Origin of the sequence: Streptomyces sp. NPDC093109 (assembly GCF_040701725.1) — a bacterium.
GTDB lineage: Bacteria > Actinomycetota > Actinomycetes > Streptomycetales > Streptomycetaceae > Streptomyces.
Genome location: NZ_JBFBEZ010000033.1, coordinates 46,658 through 66,666, shown reverse-complemented (window position 1 = coordinate 66,666; position 20,009 = coordinate 46,658). Strand labels below are relative to the sequence as shown.

The following is a 20,009-nucleotide window of genomic DNA, read 5'->3' as shown; positions in this document are numbered from 1 at the left end:
TCCTGACGGGCGTCACGGGGTCCACCCCCGGTCGTACACGCACCGGCCGGGGATACGACGTGCGGCCACCCGGGGGCCTTCCACCATGGCCGCCATGTCAATCACCACCGAGTTCCTCAGACGGCCCCTCATGACCGGTGCAGTAGCGGCCAGTTCGCGACACCTGGCGCACGCGATGACCGAAGGCATCGGTCTGGAGCGGGCCCGGACCGTTGTCGAGCTCGGCCCGGGAACCGGTGTGTTCACCGACGCGATCCTCGCCCGGCTCGCGCCCGACGCGCGACTCGTCGCGATCGAGCTCAACCCGGTGCTCGCGGCACGGCTGTCGGCCACCCGGCGCGACACGCGGCTGACCGTGATACGGGGCTCCGCCGCCGAGTTGGCCGCGACGGTGGGCGAACCGGCCGATGCGGTGATCTCCGGGCTTCCGTGGACGGTCATGTCACGGGAACAGCGCGGGCACATTCTGGACGCCGTAACCAAAGTCCTCACGCCCAGCGGCCGTTTCACCACCTTCGCCTATCTGCACGCGGCCTGGACTCCGCCCGCCCGCCACCTCACCGCCGAACTCGCCTGCCGCTTCAACCGGCTGGAACGCTCGAAGGTGGTATGGGCGAACCTCCCGCCCGCCTTCGTACACCGAGCCACCCAGAGGTACTGACCACGAGGTCGAGGCCGCCTGCGTTCACGGTCTCACCGAACTCGCGGACCTGGCGCAGCTCGACACTGGCGTTTACCCCGGCGTCCACCCCGACAACGATCGGCCGGCAGCCGGTTGCGGTGGACTGGCGAGGTGGACGTCCTCGCCGTGGTCGCCCTGGTCCAGGTCGAAGTCGCCCGGCCACGCCAGATAGCGGGAGACGTCGTCGTTCTCCCGGACGGCGGTGATCAACGACTGCATGCGGTGCGTCCTCCAGCAGTGATCATGCCGCTCCTGAGCCCGGTCGCCGCGGTGGTGATCGCTTCACGATGGACGGTCCGCGGAACAGGTCGTGTACGTGCTGTCAGTCGGCCACCCGCATCGCTCGCGCGTGGTTCAGGAGCCCCTTCAGGCCCACCTCGAACGCGCGGTCCGCGCGGCCCTCGCCCACCGCTGTCAGGGCCTCGGCGAGTTGCGGGGTCGGTGTCGACTCCGTCACGACCCACATCGTCTCCGGCGCCGCGAGGTCGAGGGCCGAGCCCAGGACCAGGTTCTCCAGGGCGATGATCAGCGGCATCACGTCGACGAGCGCGAAGCCCGCGTCCAGCAGCAGTGTCACCGCGCGCTCGTACTGCTCCAGCACCCGGGGCGCGCGTACGGGTGATGTCATCAGCAGTGGGATCGCCTTCGGGTGCGCGGCGAACGCGGCCCGGTACGAGCGGGCCCAGGCGTCCAGGGCCATGTCCCACGGCGCCACGTCCAGCGTCCGGTGGTCGATCGCGGACGCGATCCGTTCACGCAGCATTTCCACGATGCCGTCCCGGCCGTCCACATGGTGATACACCGACCCGGTCTGCGCCCCGAGCCGCTTCGCGATCTTCGGCACGCTGAAGTCTCCGTGCTCATCGACGAGTTGCATCGCCGTGGTGGCGATGCGCTCACGGTCGAGGAGTGGTGTGCGCGGCCGTCCCATGTGTGTGATCCCCCTGAAGGTGCGAGATGGGGCTTCCCGGATCCCCGTGATGAGGCTACATTGCCGAAACCGAAAGCCTTTAGATTAATGAATCCGGGGCCGCCGTCACCCTGCGACGTCCCCGGAAACACCGGTCACCCGCACGCCCGGATCCGTTCCCGTCCGCCGCGCCCGAAGGGCTTGCCCATGTCCGTGACCACCTCCGACGCCTCCAAGGAGAGCACGCCGCCCGCCCCGGCGACTCTCCGTTCCGGCTCCCTCGGCACCGCCGACATCGCCTTCTTCGTCATCTCCGCCGCCGCCCCGCTCACCGTCATGGCCGGCGTCGCCCCCCTCGCGATCCTGCTCGGCGGCATCGGCGCCCCCGCCGGATACCTCATCGCCGGCATCACCCTCGCGGTCTTCGCCGTCGGCTTCACCACCATGAGCCGCCACGTGAAGAGCGGCGGCGCCTTCTACGCGTACATCACCCGTGGCCTCGGCAGACCCGTCGGCATCGGCGCCGCCCTGCTCGCCCTCATCGGCTACAACGGCATGGAGATCGGCGTCTACGGCCTCCTCGCCAGCGCCTCCCAGGACAGCCTGCACGCTCTCTTCTCCGTCGATGTGCCCTGGCTGCCCGTCTCCCTCGCCGGTCTGCTGCTGGTCGGCTACGGCGGTTTCCGCTCCATCAACTTCGGCGCCAAGATCCTGGGCGTCCTGCTCCTCGCCGAGACCGGCATCCTGGTGCTCCTCGCGGGCGGTGTGCTGATCAAGGGCGGTGCGCACGGACTGTCCGGCGTCTCCTTCGCCCCGAGCCAAGTATTCGTCTCGGGCATGGCCGTCGTCATGGCCTTCGCCTTCGCCGCCTTCACCGGCTTCGAGTCGACCGTCATCTACCGGCGCGAGGCGCGCGACCCGGACCGTACGGTGCCGCGCGCGACCTACGTGGCCATCGGCTTCCTCGGCCTCTTCTACGCGTTCATCGTCTGGATCGTCATCCAGGCGTTCGGGAACGAGGAAGTGATCGCGGCCGCGGCCAAGGACCCCGCGGGCCTGTTCTTCTCCGCCATCACCACCTACGTCGGCGGCTGGGCGGCCGACCTCATGCACATCTTCATCATCACCAGCATCCTCGCCTCCCTGCTCGCCTTCCACAACGCGATCAACCGGTACGCCCTCTCCCTCGCCGAGGAGGGAGTCCTCCCGAAGTCGCTGGGGCGCATCCACTCCCGTCACCGTTCTCCGTACGTCGCCGGAATCGCCCAGACCGTCCTCGGCGCGATCGTCGTCATCGCCTTCTGGGCCGCCGGCGCCGATCCCTACCAGCAGCTGCTCCTCTGGGTGAACACCCCGGGAATGCTCGGCCTGTTCATGCTCCAGCTGCTCGCCGCGATCGCCGTGCCCTGCTACTTCCGGCGGGTACGTCACCAGGAGGGCAGCCTGCGCACGGTCGCCGCCCCGCTCTTCGCCGCCGTGATGCTGGCGACGGTGATCGGGCTTGTCATCACCCACATCGACCTGTTCACCGGCGCCTCGCCCACCGTGAACACCGTCCTGATCCTCACGGCCCCCGCCACGTTCGCCGTAGGACTGGTCCTCGCGTGGTGGCTGCGCCGCACCCGCCCGCAGGTGTACGCGAACTTCGCCGCGGAACCGGCCGAAGCCGCCGACCATTCCGAAGCCGCCGACCATGCCGAAGCCGCAGAACCCATAACCCTTGCTCGACCCGCCGAATAGCCTTACGACCAGAGGAGTTCACCGTCTCATGCCCACCCCCGACCTGATCCTCACCGGCGCCAAGGTCCGCACCCTCGACCCCGCCCTGCCCCACGCCACCGCCGTCGCCGTGCGCGACGGTGTGATCGCCGCGGTCGGGGACGAGAGCGACGTACGGGACTGGCGGGGGCCGGGCACGGAGGTCGTATCCCTGGCGGGGGCGCACCTCGTGCCCGGACTCGTGGACGCGCACAGTCACCCCGTGTGGGGCCTGGACATGGCGACCGGTGTCGATCTGTCGGGCGTGGCGGACCTGGCGGGGCTGAGGGCCGCCCTCGCGGGGGCCGAGCGGACCGACGGGTGGGTGCTCGGCTTCGGCCTCGACCACAACGCGTTCGAGGGCCGGCCCATCGACCGTGCGCTCATCGAGGACGCGGTGGGCGGCGCGGCGGCCTTCCTGCGCCTCTACGACGGCCACTCCGCCCTCGCGACCGGCGCGGCGCTCGCCGCGGCCGGTGTGACCGGGCCGCGGGACTTCACCCAGCGGTCGGAGGTGGTCTGCGACGCGTCGGGCCGGCCCACCGGACACCTCGTCGAGCACGCCGCGATGGAGCTGCTCACGGGCGTCATGCCCCGGCCGTCGTACACCGCCCGCCGCGCCCGTCTGGTCGAACTCCTGTCGGCGATGGCGGCGACCGGTCTGACCGGCGCGCACGTCATGGACGCCGGTGATCCGGAGCTGGTCGGCTCGGTGGCCCGTGAGACGGTGCTGCCGGTGCGGCTGCGGTTCGCGCCCTGGTGCATGCCGGGGGTGGATACGGCGGGTCTGGAGGAACTGATCGCCCTCCAGGGCCGGGCCGGCCGGCACTGGGAGGTCGGCGGGGTCAAGTTCTTCATGGACGGCACGGTGGAGGGCGGCACGGCCTGGCTGGCGGACGCCGACTGCCACGGCCGGGGCACCGAGGCGTTCTGGCCGGACCCCGAGGCGTACGCCGCCGCCGTACGGCAGCTGCATGCCGCCGGGGTCCGTACGGCGACGCACGCCATCGGTGACGCGGCGGTACGGCACGTCCTGGACGTGGTGGCGGGGCTGGGGCCGGCTGCGCGGGGGCTCCACAGGATCGAGCACATCGAGACGGCGCCGGACGAACTGCTGCCCCGTTTCGCGGAGTTGGGGGTGGCCGCGTCCATGCAGCCACCGCACGCCGCGTACACACGGGCCGACGGCACGGACGAGTGGTCCCTCCGCCTGGGCGCCGCCCGCGCCGGACACGCCTGGCGCCTGCGCGATCTGCGCGACGCGGGAGCGACGGTGGCCCTGGGCTCGGACTGGCCCATCGCCCACTACGACGTACGGGCAGTCCTGGCCGCGGCACGGGTGCCGAAGGGCGCGGCTTCGACGCGGGCGGGGCTGACCGGGCTGGAGGCGCTGGAAGGCTGCACGACCCACGCGGCACGGGCGGCGGGGGAGACCGGGACGGCGGGCCGTATCGCCCCCGGGCAGCGCGCCGACCTGACGGCTCTGGCCCTGGATCCGGTCGAGGCGCCGGCGGACGAGGTGGGCGAGGCGCCGGTGCGGCTGACCGTCACCGGAGGGTACGTGGCACACCGGGAGCAGTGAGGGCGCGGCCGGTTGGCGGTCGGTTGACGGCCGGTTGACGGTCGGTTGGCGGTCGGGTCGCCGGGTCCGAGGCGGTCGCCCGGCCGCCCCCTCACCCCTCCGCCGCGGCCGGGAGCGTGAGCGACTCGTCCAGGAACTCTTGTACGTACGACAGGACTTGGGCGCGACCCGTGCCGCGCAGGCCGATGGCCACGTGGATGGAGAAGCCGTCGAGCAGAGCGCGCAGCCGGGCCGCGAAGCGGTCGGGGTCGACGCGGCGGAACTCGCCGCGCGAGATGCCCTCGGCGAGCAGCGCGACGAGGTCGCGGTGCCAGGCACCCTCGATGGCGGCCTGGCGCTCGCGGGCGTCCGCGTCGGCGGCGGCGCTCTTCGAGCGGTTCCAGACCTCCAGCCAGAGGGTCCAGTGCGGGTCGCCGTGGCCCTCGGGGACGTACAGGCCGACGTACGCGTCGAGCCGTTCGCGCGCCGGTGCCGGCCGTACGAGCAGCCGACCGCGCTCGGCGCCGAGCCGGCCCTCGCTCCACTCCAGGGTGCGCAGCAGCAACTCGTCCTTGGAGCGGAAGTAGTAGAGGAGATGGCCGCTGCTCATGCCGACCTCACGGCCGAGCGCCGCCATGGTGAGCTTCTCCAGACCGCGCCCCGCGATCATTTCCATGGCCGTGGCGAGTACGTCCTCGCGGGGCGGTGCGGTGTGGCGCCGCTGGGTGGTCACGCGGCGGCCTCCACGGGCCCGCGCTCGGCCGGGCGGAGCCCGCACACGGCGCACAGCATTACGTTCACTGGTCTGTTCTACCTGACTTTCACGGCCGGCGGCTCTCAGGCCTTCGGCTGCTGCTGCGTGATGCAGTGGATGCCGCCGCCGCCCGCGAAGATCGCACGGGCGTCGACGAGCGCGACCGTCCGCTCGGGGAACAGCCGGCGGAAGATACCGGCCGCGAGTTCGTCACGCGGGTCGTCGAAACCGCAGAGCACGACCCCGCCGTTGCAGAGGTAGTGGTTGATATAGGAGTAGTCGGCCCAGTGGCCGTCGGCCTCCAGGGCCGTCGGGGCGGGCACCTCGACGACCTCCAGGCGGCGGCCCCGCGCGTCGGTCTCCGCCGCCAGCAGCCCGATGATCTCCTTCGACACCTCGTGGTCGGGGTGCGCCGGATCCGGCTGGGAGTGCGCGACGACGACTCCGGGCCGGACGAAGGAGGCGACGATGTCGACATGGCCGAGTGTCCCGAAACCGTACGGAGGGTAGTCGGCGGTCAGTCCGCGCGGCAGCCAGATCGCCTTGCGTGTGCCGAGCAGACCGTGGATCTCGGCCTCCACCCGCTCGCGGGTCCAGCCGGGGTTGCGCTCGGGTCCCAGCTGTACGGTCTCCGTGAGCAGGACCGTGCCCTCGCCGTCGACGTGGATCGCGCCGCCCTCGTTGACCAGCTCCGTGGCGTACGTCCGGGCCCCGGCCAGGCCGGACACCTGTCCCGCGATCCTGGCGTCGTGCTCCCAGCGGGCCCACCCCTGGGCGCCCCAGCCGTTGAACGTCCAGTCCACTGCGGCCAGTTGGCCCTTGCCGTCGGTGAGGAACGTGGGGCCGATGTCACGCATCCAGGCATCGTCGAGTTCACACTCGACGGTGTCGATTCCGGGCCCCAGCAGGGCCCCGGCCCCGGCGGCCTGGCCGGGTCCGCACACGACGGTGACCGGCTCGAAGCGGCGGACCGTCCTGGCGACATCCGCCCAGGCCAGGCGGGCCTCGGCGAGGTCTTCAGAGGTGTCGAAGGTGGGGTTCGGGCCCGGCCACGCCATCCAGGTGCGCTCGTGCGGGGTCCACTCGGGAGGCATACGGAAGCCGTCGGCGGCGGCAGAGGTGTCCATGGGGGTCCTTTAGAGGAAGTACAGACGATTGAGGGACACGGACTCGGCGGGCTCGGAGCGCAGCGGTTCGCCGTCGAGCGTGACGAGGCCGGTGCGCGGATCCACATCGACGGTCCCGGTACGGGAGTTGAGGTGCAGGTCGGCGGGTCCGATGCCACGTGTGCCGCGAACGGCCACCCGGCGGCGGCGCGTTGGCATGGCGTCGTTGCCCTGGTCGAGTGCGGCCCGCGCCACGAAGGCCACGGAGATATCGGCGGGCGTCGTACCGTGCGCCCCGAACTGCGGTCCCAGGACGAGGGGTTCACAGGTGTCGGTGGCGGCGCCCGGGTCACCCACGACGCCGTACGCCGGGAAGCCGGACTTCAGTACGAGCTGCGGCTTGGCGCCGAAGTACTCGGGCCGCCACAGCACGATGTCGGCGAGCTTGCCCACCTCGATGGAGCCCACCTCGTGGGCGAGGCCGTGGGCGATGGCGGGGTTGATGGTCAGCTTGGCCAGATAGCGAAGGACGCGCGCGTTGTCGTCGTCGGCGCCGTCCCTTCCCGGGAGGCCCAACTCCCCTCCCTGGAGGCCCGGATCCGCTCCCCGGGGACCCGGATCCGCTCCCAGGGGGCCCAGCTCCGCCTTCATCTTCCCCGCCATCGCGAAGGTGCGGCGTACGGTCTCGCCCGCGCGCCCCATGCCCTGCGCGTCCGACGAGGTGATGCCGATCGCACCCAGGTCGTGCAGTACGTCCTCGGCGCCCATCGTCCCGGCCCTGATCCGGTCGCGGGCCATGGCGGCGTCACCGGGCAGGTCGGTCTTGAGGTCGTGTACGGAGACGATCATCCCGTAGTGCTCGGCGACCGCGTCCCGCCCGAACGGCAGGGTGGGGTTGGTGGAGGAGCCGATGACGTTCGCCACGCCCGCCATCTTCAGTACGTTCGGCACGTGCCCGCCGCCGCAGCCCTCGATGTGGAAGGCGTGGATCGTGCGTCCTTCGAGCACCCGCAGGGTGTCCTCGACGGACAGGCACTCGTTCAACCCGTCGCTGTGCAGGGCGACTTGGACGTCGTGCTCCTCGGCGACCCGCAACGCCGTGTCGAGGGCGCGGGTGTGGGCGCCCATGTCCTCGTGCACTTTGAATCCGGACGCGCCACCCTCGGCGAGAGCCTCGGTGAGGGGCGCGTCGTGGGACGACGAACCCCGGGCCAGGAAGCCGATGTTGACCGGCCAGGCGTCGAAGGCGTTGAAGGCGTGCCGCAGCGCCCAGGGCGAGTTGACGCCGACGCCCCACACCGGCCCGAACTCCTGGCCGATGACGGTCGTCACACCGGAGGCGAGCGAAGCCTCCATGATGCGCGGCGACAGCAGGTGCACGTGTGTGTCGACGGCGCCGGCGGTGGCGATCAGCCCTTCACCCGACACGATGGACGTCCCCGTACCGACGACGACGTCCACACCGTCGAGTGTGTCCGGGTTCCCGGCCCGCCCGATCGACGCGATCCGCCCCTCTCTGATCCCGATCGACACCTTCCGGATGCCCTGCACCGCGTCGATCACGACCACATTGCTGATGACGACGTCACAGGTCTCCCGGACGGCCGCGGCCTTGAGATGCAGCCCGTCGCGGGCGGTCTTGCCGAAGCCGGCGAGGAACTCGTCCCCGTACCGCTGGGCGTCCGACTCGACCCGGATCGTCAGCCCCGAGTCGCCGAGACGGACCCGGTCACCGGCGCGGGGGCCATGGGCGGAGGCGTACTCGTACGGGTTCACCGCTCGGCCCCTTCGGCTGCCTGAGCCCCGGCTCCCAGATAGCCGCAGGCGGAAGCCCTCCGCAGGGCCTCTTCCCTGGCGCCGGGTGCGTCCAGCGGGCCGTCCACCAGCCCGGCGAACCCGATGGCGATCCGCTCGCCCCCGATCGGCAGCAGTCCGGCCTCGACGCGCGCTCCCGGCGCGAAGCGCACGGACGAACCGGCGGGCACGGCGAGCCGCATCCCGTAGGCCACCGCCCGGTTGAAGTCGAGCCGCGGGTTGGCCTCGAAGAAGTGGAAGTGGGAGGTGACGGAGACCGGGACGGTCGCGGTGTTCGTGACCGTGAGGCGTACGACCGCCTCGGGCCGGGCGTGCTCGGGCCCCGGCAGCAGCGCACCGGGAGCCTGGTCGCCCAGGCCGCCCCCGATGGGGTCGGTCACGACCGCGAGCCGCGATCCGTCGTCGAAGACGGCCTCGACGTGCACCTCCGTCACGATGTCCGCGACACCCGGCAGCACATCGTCAGGCCCGAGTACGGCCCGCGCCGCCTCGACGGCCTCCGCGAGGCGCCGTCCGTCACGGGCGGCCTCACACACCGTGTCGGCGATGAGCGCGGTCGCCTCCGGCACGTTCAGCCGCAGGCCCCGGGCCCGGCGCGCCCGAGCCAGCTCGGCCGCTCCGAAGAGCAGCAGTCGGTCACGTTCCGTGGGAGTCAGCCGCACGTGCGGCACCTCCTGCCTTCCCATAGTTAGAGCGTTACTCTAACCATGGTGGCTTTCAGCCGCCCAGGTCGATGCCTCATGGCCAATCTCACATTGAGCGTCGATCCAAGCACCGCGCTGCACGCCGTACGGAGAGTGGCCGCCACCGCGGACGCGGACGCGTCAGACGCCGTCCCAGAAGTCGGCGAGCATACGTGCGCCCCGGGCCGGGTCCTGAAGCATCCACCAGTGACCGAGGCCATCGAGCGTGTGGATCCGGGCGCCGGCGCGGCCCGCGGCCCGTTGGCGCTGCTCGACCGACCCGACATTGCCGTCTTCGGTCGCGATGATGGCCAGCCCGGGCCGCTGAGCGGCCTTGGGCAGGTTCTCCCCCCGCCGCGCCAGAGCCGGCTGGGCGCCGGATCGGTACAGCGCGAGAATCGCGGCGGCCATCTCGGGGCCCTGCCCGTCCGCGACCTCGCGCGCCGCGGGCGGGAGAATCCCCATGTCCCGCATGCGTTCCGCCCGGTCGTCGGTGGTTCCGCCGAAGAGCTCCTCGATGAAGCGCTCTCCCTCGTCCGGTGTCTGCCAGATCCGGGCGACCGGGTGCCACACGTAGTCGGGTTCGAGCACTCCGATCACGTCGCTCGCCCAGCTGTGGACGAGATCGGGGCGCGTCCACACCGCGCCGAGGACGTGCCCGCCGCCGAAGTCGTGGCCGACCAGGTCGACGGGCTCGTCGAACGTGCTCAGCTCGCCGATCAGCCAGTCGCGGTAGTCGTCGACGGTCGCACCGAAATCCGCCGCGCGGGGGGCGCCGAACGCAGGGGGCGACAGGAGGACGACGTCATGGTCGCCGAGAAGATCCAGTTCCTTGATCAGGGGTGTCCAGATCGCCGAGGTCTCGGGGACTCCGTGGACGAGGACGCGCTTGCGACTGTGGTTCTGAGTCATCTCTGTCTCTCGTGGGCGTGGTGTGGTTGTGGTGGTTGTGGTGTGTGGTCAGCGTCCGGCCCCCTTGTCCGGCACGATGCCGTGGTGGATGAGGGTGTCGGCCGCCGCGACGATGGCCTCTTCCGCCGGGCGCGGTGTCCAGCCGAGTTCGCGCTCGGCCTTCTCCGCCGTGACCAGGGTGCGGACGCCGTAGTAGCTGAGCCCCACGCGGACGACGGGGTCGCGCCGCGCGCCCAGCCACATCAGCCAGTACGGCAGTGTGCGGGTCGGGATCCGGTAGCCGCGCGCACCGAACCGGGCCTTCAGGACCGTGGCGATCTCGCCCATCCACAGGGCCGGGGTGGCGCAGATGTACCGGTTCCCGGCGGCTTGGGGGGTCTCCATGGCGAGCAGATGGGCGGTGGCGACATCGCGGACGTCGACGACGGCGTAGTGCAGACGCGGGACGGCGGGGAGCCCGCCGGCCATGAGCAGGCGGACGACCTCCATCGAGGCCTTCGGCGCGGCGTGCAGCAGGGGACCGATCACGAGGCCGGGATTGATCGTTACCAGTTCGAGCTGCCGGCCGGCGACGTACGCCCACGCCGCCTGCTCCGCGTACACCTTGCTCTTGGGGTAGGGGGCCGCTCGCTCCACGTTCGACCAGTCGGCTTCGGTGCGTACGACATCGGTCCGCTCGTGGCCGTGCACGATCGCGTCCGACGAGGAGGTCATCACGACACGGCGGACCTTCCCGGCGACCGCGGCGCGCAGCACCCGCAGGGTGCCGTCGACGGCGGGCCGGATCAGCTCCTCCTCGTCCTCGGGCACCACGGCCGGGTTGGGGGAGGCCACATGCCAGACGTACGCGCAGCCCTCGACCGCCTCGGCCCAGCCCGCGTCGGAGTCGAGGCCGGCCTGGACGAACTCCAGTGAACCGCCGGTGCGTTCGGCGATCGCCCGGAGGTGGGCGACGTCCGCGGTCGCGGGATCGCGGACCGTGCCGCGCACGGCGTATCCGTGCTGGAGCAGTTCGTTGATGCAGTGGCCCGCGATGAAGCCCGTGGCCCCGGTCACCAGAACCCTGACGTCGGTCATTCCGCGCCCTCACTCTCAGCGTCGTATCCGCTGTCTCTGCGCCGCATCTATGCACCGCATAGAATGTATGCACTGTATAGACGCGGGGAGATCGAACTGTCAACCCGACCCGTTACGCTGGCGAGGTGCCGACCAAGGAGGCGCGGGAGAGCTACCACCACGGCTCCCTGCGCGAAGAGCTCATGACCGCGTGCGTGGCCCTGATCGAGGCCGAGGGCATCGGCGCCGTCAGCCTGCGCCGTGTCGCGCGCCAGGCCGGAGTCAGCCCCCGGGCGCCGTACCACCACTTCCCCGACCGTTCGACGCTGCTCGCCGCGATCTGTGTCCAGGGCTACGAACTCCTCGAACCGCGGTTGCGGCAGGCGCGCGAACAGGCCCCGACCGGCGTGCGGTCGCTCGGTGAGATCATCCGGGCGTACGTCGAGTTCGCCCGGAACCACCCGGGGCACATGCATCTGATGCTCCGGTCCGAGCTGTCGGAGCCGAACAAGAACCCTGAGGCCTACAACGCCGGCGCCGGAGCGCTCCAGGTCCTGACCGGGGCCGTCGAGGACTGCCAGCGGGAGGGGAGTGCCCCGTCGGGAGACCCCAACGCCCTGGTCGGCATGGTCTGGGCCCTGGGTGTCGGGATCGTCTCCCTCTGGCTCGACGGCCCCCTCGAAAAGCGCTGTGTCCAGCTCGGCACCACGCCCGAGCGGCTGACCGCGCAGATCGCCGCCATGCTGGAAGCCATGATGCTCGCCGGTGCGCCGGCCGCGGGGACTGCTGGCTGACAGGCCTGTATCGATGCTTGTCGATGTTTGTTGATTCAGGCTTGCGCCTTGTATCGAAGAACCTCAATATAGATGCATGTCGAAACAAGAGCCCGACGGATGCTGCCCCACCCTGCTGGACACCCCGCTGGACGAGGACCGGGCCGCCGATCTGGCGAAGGTGTTCAAGGCGCTGGGCGACCCGGTGCGGCTGCGGTTGCTGTCGATGATCGCCTCCCGCGCGGGTGGGGAGGTCTGCGTCTGTGACCTCACGCCGGCTTTCGATCTGGCCCAGCCGACCATCTCCCACCACCTCAAGCTGCTCAAGCAGGCCGGACTCATCGACTCCGAGCGGCGCGGGACGTGGGTGTACTACCGGTTGCTTCCGCGGATGACCGACCGCCTCGCCGCGATCCTCACGCGGCCCGCCGGCGGGCAGGTGCCGGCCGAGTCGCGAGGAGCCGCGTCGACAGGAGTCGCGTCGCCAGGAGCCGCGTCGCCAGGAGCCGCGTCGTGAGGCGGCTCTCTTTCCGGGGAAGACGTACCTCGACTGGAAGCTCGACGACCCGGCGGGCCGGGGCGTCGACGCCGTACGCCCCATCCGCGACGAGATCCAACGGCGCGTCCGTGGCCTGCTGGCCGACCTCGGCGTCCAGCCCCGTCTCTGAGCACGTGGCGGGACGACTACGGTTCCGGTTCCCGTTCCCGTTCCCGTTCCCGTTCCGGTTCGGCGTCCGGGGCCGCTTCGGCGTCGATGGTCCCGGCCTCGTCGTAGCAGGCCGCCGCCTCCGCGTCCTGCCCGGCCGGCCGCAGCGCGTCGGCGAGGATCCGCAGGCGGGCGGCGGTCAGCGGGCGGTACGTGTCCGGGTCGGTCCCGGCCAGCCGGCGGGTGATCGCCAGCGCCTCGCGACCGCCGGCCACGGCGGCGTCCGGGCTCCCGGCGGCGCGCAGGCGGAGGCTGAGGTTCGCGAGAACACGGGCCAACTCCGGTTCGTACCGCCGCGGATCGCGTCCGGCGGCGCGGCGGTACACGTCGGCGCTCTCCGTGGTGGCCTCGACGGCCTTCCGGAGGGCGCCGTCCTCCTCGTACCGGTACGCCAGGTCGTCCAGCGCCGCGGCGAGCTGCGGTTCGTACCGGTCGGGGTTGTCGGCGGCGAGCCGGGCGCAGAGTTCAGCGAGCTCCTCCAGCGCCGACAACTCCTCTGCTGCCAGGTCCAGTTCACCGAGGTGATGGGAGAGGCACTCCAGAGCCAGGACGAGCGCGCGCTCCCCGGAGGGCCGGTCGTGTCCGACCAGTGTGCGGGCCACGGCGACGGCCTCCTCCGCGGTGTCGCGTGCGGTCGGCAGACCGCCGGTCGCGCCGTGGCACCAGGCCAGGTCGAGCAGGATCTGGACACGCTGCGGCAGGAGCTCGGGGTAGAAGCGCAGGACCCGAGCGTCGGTCTGCTCCCGGGCTCTGGTGGCGACCTCGATGGCCTCGTCGAACCGGTCGAGGTCACGCAGCGCGGTGGCCAGCTCCGCCAGTACGACGATTTCCAGGCGCGCGTGGCTCAGCGACTGCCGCGCCGGCATGTCCCGCAGCAGACCGGCACACTCCTGATAGGCGGCCACGGAGTCCGCCGCGCGGCCGAGCCGGTCCAGTGTCCACCCGTAGGCGCGCAGCGCGTTGACGGTGTGCCCCATCGACCTGTCCGCGCGTCGCGGTACGGCGTCCCGGTACGCGGCCACACTCTCCGCCACCGCCACCAGGGCCTCGTCGAGGCGCCCAGTCCCCGCCAGGGCCGTGGAGCGGACGTGCAGTGTGTAACCGGTCTGCGTCGGTGACCTCCGGGCGCCGGCGACGGCGAGCGACTCCTCCGCCGCGGTGATCGCCTCCTCGTAACGCCCGCTCTCGCAGAGCGCGTTGGCGTACAGCGCGAGCGCGCGGGCCAGACCACTGGGGCGCCGGGGCAGCCGACGGTACGCGACGACGGCCTCACCGGCCCACGCCAGCTGCCGCGCGGCAGCAGGATCGCGCCACCACACCCACCGTGGTGCGACACACCGCAACAGTGCGCTCCCCAGCAGCGCGTCACCGGGCCGCCCACCCACCCGTGCCGCCCATCGCGCCCCTGGCAGCACCATCCGTAAAGCACCCATGCGAACCCCCTAGGCATCATGAGACTCCCGGCCACCGGCATTGGTTGCCCCCGGGGCCGGGCCGGTCAGTGACCGCGGGGCGCGTACATGATGACGGCCATCCCGGCGAGGCAGACGAGGGCGCCGATGACGTCGAAGCGGTCGGGGCGGTAGCCGTCGGCGACCATGCCCCAGCCGATCGAACCCGCCACGAAGATCCCGCCGTACGCGGCGAGGATACGGCCGAAGTTGTCGTCGCTCTGGAAGGTGGCCACCACGCCGTACAGGCCCAGCGCGATCACACCGGCGCCGATCCAGATCCACCCCTTGTGCTCGCGGATGCCCTGCCAGACGAGCCAGGCGCCTCCGATCTCGAACAGGGCGGCGACAGCGAACAGAGCGAGGGAGCGGGCCACGAGCACGGCGAAGGTCTTTCCGGTAGTGGAGACGGACCGGGATCGTTTCACGAGTGACGATCCGCACGTGCTCGTGCGGTCCCCACGTGCTCGTGCGGTCCGTGCGGGCCGTTCGCACGCCGCGATTAGGATCGCGGTCGACAGTCCGGAACCGCGGTGCGAGGAGAAGCTGTTATGAGCAAGGACGAGGCCGAGACGCGTGGTGGCGAGCGCCATGAGCTGATGGCCAAGGACACCAACAGGGACGGCAAGGCGGACGTCTGGTTCCTCGACACCGACGGCGACGGCAAGCCCGATGTGCTCCAGTTCGACACGGACGGGGACGGGGAAGTGGACGTGACGATCGTGGACGTCGACGAGGACGGAAACACCGCGACGGTGCAGGGCGACGGGGGTTACCCCGCGAACAAGGGCTGACGCCGGACCCGCTCCGGGCCTTCCGCCGCCCCCCTCGTGGCCGCCGCCGGCCGGGTGGGGGCGGGAGGCCGGCCGGGAGTGGCCGGAACCCCCGGACGGTGGCCCGACGGGCACCTTCACCTGCTCCGACGAGACCGGAGCGGGCATCAACCTGCCGCGGTGACGGTGAGGTGAGATGAGATGAGGTGAAGTGAAGTGAAGCGGGGCGGGGGTGAGCTGCGCGGGCGGACTCAGGTCGCGGGCGCGTACATGTCGCGCAGCTTCCGCAGCTCACCGCCGACTTCCGGGAGCAGCTCGTTGAGGATTTCGACCTTGCCTCCGATGGCCCACTTCGGGCCCACGAGGTAGGTGCCGCCGTACATGCTCGCGGTGTCCAGCCAGATGTCCTTGAACTTCTCTTCCGGGAACGTCGTCACGATCCATCTGCCCCGCGTGGTGACGCACACGCCCTCGCGGAGCTCCTCGGCCTCGATGCGTATCGAGGCTTCGCAGCCGGTCAGGGCGGCGATCTTCTCGATGTTCGCGGGGGCGGGTGCCGACGCGGGCGCGAGGGAGGGGGAGGGCGAGGCGGACGGGGAGGCGGACGGCGTGCTGCTCGTCCGCTCCTCGGGGCGGGCGTCGGACCGTGTGTCGGCCTGATCCGCCGAGCAGCCCACCGCGAGCGGGGAGAGAAGGAGCGCGGAGAGGAGCGTGGCGATACGTGCGCGGTGGGGACGGGCTGCCGTCACAGGTCGTCCTTCGGTTCGTCGTGGGCGGTGGCTCGGTCGTGAGCGGTGTGTGGGCTTGCGCCTTGTGACGTAATACGGGGCGGATACGCGCTCCGTTCACGCCCCGGCGCGACGAGGTGACCGCGCGACCGGGCCGCGCCCGAACAGTGCGGTACGTGATCGTACGAGTACGCTTCGTGATGTGTGGGTGATGCGGTGTCGGCTCCGGCCCTCGGTGATCGCGGCGGTTCTCGCCGTGGTGCTGGCCGGGCTGGTGCATGTGCTGGCCTGCGCGCACGGGCCCGTGCTCGGGGGCGACACCGGGGCCGACTCCCTGCCGGGCGTGTCCGTCGCGTCCGTATCCAGCACACCTACGAGTGCGATTACGAGTACGAGTAGGACGAGCCCGGCGGCCGGCGCGACCCGGCACCGGCTCGCGCCCGCACCCGCGCCCGAGCCCCGGCCGTCGGAGTGCACCGGCCTCGACGCCCCCAGCGTGCTCTCCCGGCACCTCGACGCCACGGGCGAGCCGGCGGACGGCCCGGCCGCGCGGGAGGAGGCCGAACGCCGCTCGCCCGCCGGGACCGGACCGGCCGCGCCCGCCGCGCGCGGCCCGGGGGCCGGAGGCGACCCGGGGTGTGCGCGGGTGCGGGCGGTGCTCGGGGTGTGGCGGATCTGATCAGGCGCACCGCACGGCGTCCGGGAGCGGTCGAACGGCTTCCGCGGCGCCGGTGCGGGTCTCGCGCGCCCTGAAGATCCGCCACGACCACATGGCCCGTCCCGTCGAGGGGTGCGGCCAGGGAGACCTCACGCGATGAACCGGATGAACCGAATCAACCGGACGAACCGTCCGTGCACCTCAGTACCGCCCTGCACCTCTGTACCGCCCTGCTCACCCACACACCCCCCGTCGCCCGGCGCGCCCGCGCGGGCCGGCTCCGCCGCGCTCAGCCCTGCCGCGCTCAGCCCCGCCGGCCTGGTCGGGGACACCCCGCTGCTCTGGGTCGGCGACCCGTTCACCACCCCGGGGCGGGGTTTCTGGGCCAAGCTCGAAGGCCACAACCCCGGCGGGATCAAGGACCGTACCGCCCTCTACATGGTGGCCCGCGCGCGGGGACGCGGCGAACTGCGGCCGGGGGCACCGATCGTCGAGTCCACCTCGGGCACCCTCGGGCTCGGACTCGCGCTGGCCGGGGTCGCCTTCGGGCATCCGGTGGCCGTCGTCACCGATCCGGGCATGGAGCCGCTCATGTCCGGTCTGCTGACGGCCTACGGCGCCGAACTGCACGTCGTGTCCGAGCCGCATCCGGTGGGCGGCTGGCAGCGGGCCCGCCGCGAGAAGGTACGGGAGATGCTGGCCGAACGCCCGGGAGCCTGGTGCCCCGACCAGTACCACAACCCCGACAACCAGGCGGCCTACGCGCCCCTCGCCCATGAACTCGTCGCGCAGCTGGGCCGGATCGACGCCCTCGTCGTCAGTGTGGGCACCGGCGGCCACTCGGCCGGCATCGGCCGGGTGCTGCGCCGCTTCTTCCCGCACGTACGGATCGTGGGTGTGGACAGCTGCGGTTCCACGATCTTCGGCCAGCCCGCCGCCCCTCGGCTGATGCGCGGACTGGGCAGCAGCATCCACCCGCGCAACGTCGACTACACACTCTTCGACGAGGTGCACTGGGTCGCCGCCGCCGAGGCGGTGTGGGCGGCCCGCGCGCTGGCCCGGGCCCGTTACGCCACCGGCGGGTGGAGTGTGGGCGCCGTCGCGCTGGTCGCCCGCCACCTGGCCGCCACACTCCCGGCCGGGGCCCGGATCGCCGCCGTCTTCCCGGACGGTCCGCAGCGTTACGTCGGTACGGTCTTCGACGACGCCTGGTGCCGCGAACACCGGCTGCTGGGCCGGCCGCCCGCCGACGCCCCCGACGTGCTCGCGCATCCGGGCGAGCGGGTGGTGACCCGCTGGAGCCGGTGCGGAAGCGTGTCCGACCCCCTGGCCGCGGCACCCACGGCGGGCCCGGACACCGCGGCGGGGGTGGCGCGGTGAGGACGCTGTGGGTGACCACGCGGAGTTTTCCGCCCGCCGTCAGGCTGCTGATGGTCAATCAGTTCGCCATCAACCTCGCCTTCTACATGCTCATGCCCTATCTCGCCGCCCATCTGGCCGGTGAACTGGGGCTCGCGGCCTGGGCGGTCGGACTCGTGCTGGGCGTACGCAACTTCTCCCAGCAGGGCATGTTCCTCATCGGCGGCACCCTCGCCGACCGGTACGGCTACAAGGCCCCGATCATGGCCGGATGTCTGCTGCGTACGGCCGGGTTCGCGCTGCTCGGCTGGGCCGACAGTCTGCCGGCCCTGGTGGCGGCCTCGGCGGCCACCGGCTTCGCCGGGGCGCTGTTCAACCCGGCCGTACGCGCGTATCTCGCCGCCGGGGCGGGCGAGCGGCGCGTGGAGGCCTTCGCCGCGTTCAACGTCTACTACCAGGCGGGCATGGTGCTCGGACCGCTCGTCGGACTGGCCCTGCTGGCAGCCGACTTCACCCTCGTCTGCGCCGTCGCGGCCGGAATCTTCGCCGCGCTGACACTGCTCCAGGGCCGGTCGCTGCCCGCCGCCCGGCGCGCCGGGCGATCCGGCCCGGGCGAGGGGGTGCTCGCGCAGTGGCGGGTGGTGGCCGCCAACCGCCCCTTCCTGCTGTTCTCGCTCGCGATGATCGGCTCGTACGTCCTGACCTTCCAGGTCTATCTGGCCCTCCCGATGGCGGCGGGCACCCTGCTCGGCGCCGACGGTACGAAGGTCACCGGCGGCCTCTTTGTGCTGTCGGCCGCCGTCGCCGTGGCCGGACAACTGCGGCTGACCGCCTGGGCCGGGCGCCGCTGGAGCCGGGAGCGGACGATGGTGCGCGGGCTGGCCGCGATGGGGCTGGCCTTCGTACCGCTCGCCCTGGTGGCGCCCGCCCCTGTCCGTACCGACCGGACGGCCGGGACCGCCGCCCAGCTCCTCGCGCTGGCGGCGGCCGTGGTGCTGCTCGCGGCGGGCAGCGCGCTGATCTATCCGCTGGAGATGGACACGGTCGTCACCCTGTCGGCAGACCGGTGGGTGGCCACACACTACGGCCTCTACAACACCGTCTCCGGCCTGGGCATCACCCTGGGGAACCTCGCCACGGGCGCGCTGTGGGACTTCGCCCGGCAGCGCGACGCGCTCTGGCTGGTCTGGGGGGCGCTGACCCTCACCGGAGTGGTGTGCGCGGGCGCGGTGCTCGCGCTGGCACGCACCGGACGGCTCACCGCGCCGGCTCCGGTGCCCGGGCCGGGGCCTGTCGCCGTCTGACCGCCGTACGCGGGTCCGTGCTCTACCACGGACCCGCGTCCGGGCATCGGCCCGTCCCGGCCAAATACCGGACGCGGATTCACAGTTGGCGGACGTTTGGACGTGCATTCGAGCAGAGATGTCGTTTAGGTTGGGCACCGCATGGCCAGGTCCCATGTCCCGTTTCCACAGGAGGCGTTTCCGTGTCCGATCGTGACCCCAGTGTTGAGTCGTCCGCAGCCATCCGGGCGCGGATCGACACCGGAAAGCCGCATTCCGCGCGCTTCTGGAACTACTTCGTGGGCGGCAAGGACAATTACGATGTCGACCGCGCCGTGGGCGATCAGATCAAGGAGATCTTCCCCGGCCTCGTCGATGTCGCCCGTACGAGCCGCTACTTCCTCGGCCGCGCGGTCCGGCACCTCGCCGTGGACCAGGGCGTACGGCAGTTCCTGGACATAGGTACGGGCCTGCCGACCGCCGACAACACCCACGAGGTCGCACAGCGCTTCGCACCGGACGCGCGGATCGTGTACGTCGACAACGACCCGCTGGTGCTCGCGCACGCGCGGGCGCTGCTGACGAGCACGCCCGAGGGCAAGACGGACTACCTCGACGCCGACCTGTACGACCCGGCGGCGATCCTCAAGGCCGCCGAGGGAACGCTCGATCTCTCGCAGCCCGTCGCGCTCATGATCCTCAACACGCTCGGTCACGTCGCCGACTACGAGCAGGCCCGTTCGCTGGTGTCCCAGCTCATGGCCGGTCTGCCGAGCGGCAGTTACCTGGTGATCAGCGACTCGACCTCCACCAGCGAGGGCATGATCGCCGCCTCGGACGCGTACAACGCGAGCGGCGCCGTGCCGTACTACGTCCGCAGCGTCGAGGAGATCGGCGGCTTCTTCGACGGTCTCGAACTGGCGGAGCCCGGCATCGCGCAGGTCACCCAGTGGCGCCCGGAGACGGACGGGTCCGACGGCTCGGACGGTTCCGCACCCGAGGTGGACGCCTACGGCGGCGTGGGCCGCAAGCCGTAACGGT

Annotated in this window: 21 protein-coding genes and 1 pseudogene; 11 read left to right on the top strand and 11 right to left on the bottom strand. The window is 71.7% G+C overall.

Annotation, left to right across the window (positions count from 1 at the left end; all coding sequences use genetic code 11):
* Positions 1-94: 94 nt before the first annotated feature.
* Positions 95-661 (top strand): methyltransferase domain-containing protein, encoded by a 567-nt coding sequence (locus tag AB0389_RS27530; RefSeq protein ID WP_366398184.1) that lies wholly within the window; start codon positions 95-97, stop codon positions 659-661.
* Positions 662-733: 72 nt separating this feature from the next.
* On the opposite strand, the gene AB0389_RS27525 is transcribed toward AB0389_RS27530, so the two are convergent.
* Both AB0389_RS27525 and AB0389_RS27520 read right to left on the bottom strand, forming a co-directional pair.
* Complete coding sequence (locus AB0389_RS27525; RefSeq protein WP_366398183.1) at positions 734-901, bottom strand: hypothetical protein; 168 nt, start codon at positions 899-901, stop codon at positions 734-736.
* A gap of 103 nt (positions 902-1,004) precedes the next feature.
* Entirely contained in the window at positions 1,005-1,613 is a 609-nt protein-coding gene (locus AB0389_RS27520) for a TetR/AcrR family transcriptional regulator C-terminal domain-containing protein (protein WP_366398182.1), read from the bottom strand.
* 186 nt (positions 1,614-1,799) lie between these two features.
* Between AB0389_RS27520 and AB0389_RS27515 the strand changes: the two genes are divergently transcribed.
* Together AB0389_RS27515 and AB0389_RS27510 are read left to right on the top strand one after the other, a co-directional pair.
* Positions 1,800-3,332 carry an APC family permease gene (locus AB0389_RS27515; protein WP_366398181.1) on the top strand — a complete coding sequence of 511 codons (1,533 nt, stop codon included), beginning with the start codon at positions 1,800-1,802 and terminating at the stop codon, positions 3,330-3,332.
* Positions 3,333-3,360: 28 nt separating this feature from the next.
* The gene (locus tag AB0389_RS27510) at positions 3,361-4,932 is read left to right on the top strand and encodes an amidohydrolase family protein (RefSeq protein WP_366398180.1); all 1,572 of its coding nucleotides are present in this window, start codon (positions 3,361-3,363) and stop codon (positions 4,930-4,932) included.
* 91 nt (positions 4,933-5,023) lie between these two features.
* Here the strand turns inward: AB0389_RS27510 and AB0389_RS27505 are convergent, their stop codons facing one another.
* The 6 genes from AB0389_RS27505 to AB0389_RS27480 form a co-directional block, all read right to left on the bottom strand.
* Positions 5,024-5,587 (bottom strand): TetR/AcrR family transcriptional regulator, encoded by a 564-nt coding sequence (locus AB0389_RS27505; RefSeq protein ID WP_366398211.1) that lies wholly within the window; start codon positions 5,585-5,587, stop codon positions 5,024-5,026.
* 161 nt (positions 5,588-5,748) lie between these two features.
* A complete protein-coding gene (locus AB0389_RS27500; protein ID WP_366398179.1) occupies positions 5,749-6,792 on the bottom strand; it encodes an agmatine deiminase family protein in 1,044 nt (347 codons plus the stop codon).
* 9 nt (positions 6,793-6,801) lie between these two features.
* Positions 6,802-8,547: an urease subunit alpha gene (locus AB0389_RS27495; protein WP_366398178.1), complete on the bottom strand. Its 1,746-nt coding sequence runs from the start codon at positions 8,545-8,547 to the stop codon at positions 6,802-6,804.
* A complete protein-coding gene (gene ureA, locus AB0389_RS27490) occupies positions 8,544-9,248 on the bottom strand; it encodes an urease subunit gamma (RefSeq protein ID WP_366398177.1) in 705 nt (234 codons plus the stop codon). Before ureA ends, AB0389_RS27495 begins: the two co-directional genes overlap by 4 nt.
* 162 nt (positions 9,249-9,410) lie before the next feature.
* Positions 9,411-10,181, bottom strand: coding sequence for an alpha/beta hydrolase (locus AB0389_RS27485; RefSeq protein ID WP_366398176.1), 771 nt, complete (start codon positions 10,179-10,181; stop codon positions 9,411-9,413).
* Between the two features lie 48 nt (positions 10,182-10,229).
* Positions 10,230-11,258 (bottom strand): aldehyde reductase, encoded by a 1,029-nt coding sequence (locus AB0389_RS27480; protein ID WP_366398175.1) that lies wholly within the window; start codon positions 11,256-11,258, stop codon positions 10,230-10,232.
* A 125-nt stretch (positions 11,259-11,383) separates the two neighbouring features.
* On the opposite strand from AB0389_RS27480, the gene AB0389_RS27475 reads away from it, so the two are divergent.
* The 3 genes and pseudogenes from AB0389_RS27475 to AB0389_RS27465 form a co-directional block, all read left to right on the top strand.
* Positions 11,384-12,031, top strand: coding sequence for a TetR/AcrR family transcriptional regulator (locus AB0389_RS27475; RefSeq protein ID WP_366398174.1), 648 nt, complete (start codon positions 11,384-11,386; stop codon positions 12,029-12,031).
* A 76-nt stretch (positions 12,032-12,107) separates the two neighbouring features.
* Positions 12,108-12,527, top strand: coding sequence for a metalloregulator ArsR/SmtB family transcription factor (locus AB0389_RS27470; RefSeq protein ID WP_366398173.1), 420 nt, complete (start codon positions 12,108-12,110; stop codon positions 12,525-12,527).
* Positions 12,528-12,534: 7 nt separating this feature from the next.
* Positions 12,535-12,678: pseudogene (locus AB0389_RS27465) on the top strand (phosphotyrosine protein phosphatase); the annotation flags it as partial.
* Positions 12,679-12,694: 16 nt separating this feature from the next.
* Here AB0389_RS27465 and AB0389_RS27460 read toward each other — a convergent pair.
* Both AB0389_RS27460 and AB0389_RS27455 read right to left on the bottom strand, forming a co-directional pair.
* Entirely contained in the window at positions 12,695-14,149 is a 1,455-nt protein-coding gene (locus AB0389_RS27460) for a tetratricopeptide repeat protein (protein WP_366398172.1), read from the bottom strand.
* Positions 14,150-14,214: 65 nt separating this feature from the next.
* On the bottom strand, positions 14,215-14,550 hold the full coding sequence (locus tag AB0389_RS27455) for a YnfA family protein (protein WP_366398210.1): 336 nt from the start codon (positions 14,548-14,550) through the stop codon (positions 14,215-14,217).
* 168 nt (positions 14,551-14,718) lie between these two features.
* On the opposite strand from AB0389_RS27455, the gene AB0389_RS27450 reads away from it, so the two are divergent.
* Positions 14,719-14,961 carry a hypothetical protein gene (locus AB0389_RS27450; protein WP_366398171.1) on the top strand — a complete coding sequence of 81 codons (243 nt, stop codon included), beginning with the start codon at positions 14,719-14,721 and terminating at the stop codon, positions 14,959-14,961.
* 230 nt (positions 14,962-15,191) lie between these two features.
* Here AB0389_RS27450 and AB0389_RS27445 read toward each other — a convergent pair whose 3' ends face one another.
* Entirely contained in the window at positions 15,192-15,689 is a 498-nt protein-coding gene (locus tag AB0389_RS27445) for a hypothetical protein (protein WP_366398170.1), read from the bottom strand.
* A gap of 190 nt (positions 15,690-15,879) precedes the next feature.
* Between AB0389_RS27445 and AB0389_RS27440 the strand changes: the two genes are divergently transcribed.
* From AB0389_RS27440 to AB0389_RS27425, 4 genes are all read left to right on the top strand, one after another.
* Positions 15,880-16,347 carry a hypothetical protein gene (locus AB0389_RS27440; RefSeq protein WP_366398169.1) on the top strand — a complete coding sequence of 156 codons (468 nt, stop codon included), beginning with the start codon at positions 15,880-15,882 and terminating at the stop codon, positions 16,345-16,347.
* A 144-nt stretch (positions 16,348-16,491) separates the two neighbouring features.
* Positions 16,492-17,706 (top strand): PLP-dependent cysteine synthase family protein, encoded by a 1,215-nt coding sequence (locus AB0389_RS27435; RefSeq protein WP_366398168.1) that lies wholly within the window; start codon positions 16,492-16,494, stop codon positions 17,704-17,706.
* Positions 17,703-18,989: an MFS transporter gene (locus tag AB0389_RS27430; protein ID WP_366398167.1), complete on the top strand. Its 1,287-nt coding sequence runs from the start codon at positions 17,703-17,705 to the stop codon at positions 18,987-18,989. Before AB0389_RS27435 ends, AB0389_RS27430 begins: the two co-directional genes overlap by 4 nt.
* Before the next feature lie 182 nt (positions 18,990-19,171).
* Complete coding sequence (locus AB0389_RS27425) at positions 19,172-20,005, top strand: SAM-dependent methyltransferase (protein ID WP_366398166.1); 834 nt, start codon at positions 19,172-19,174, stop codon at positions 20,003-20,005.
* Positions 20,006-20,009 lie beyond the last annotated feature (4 nt).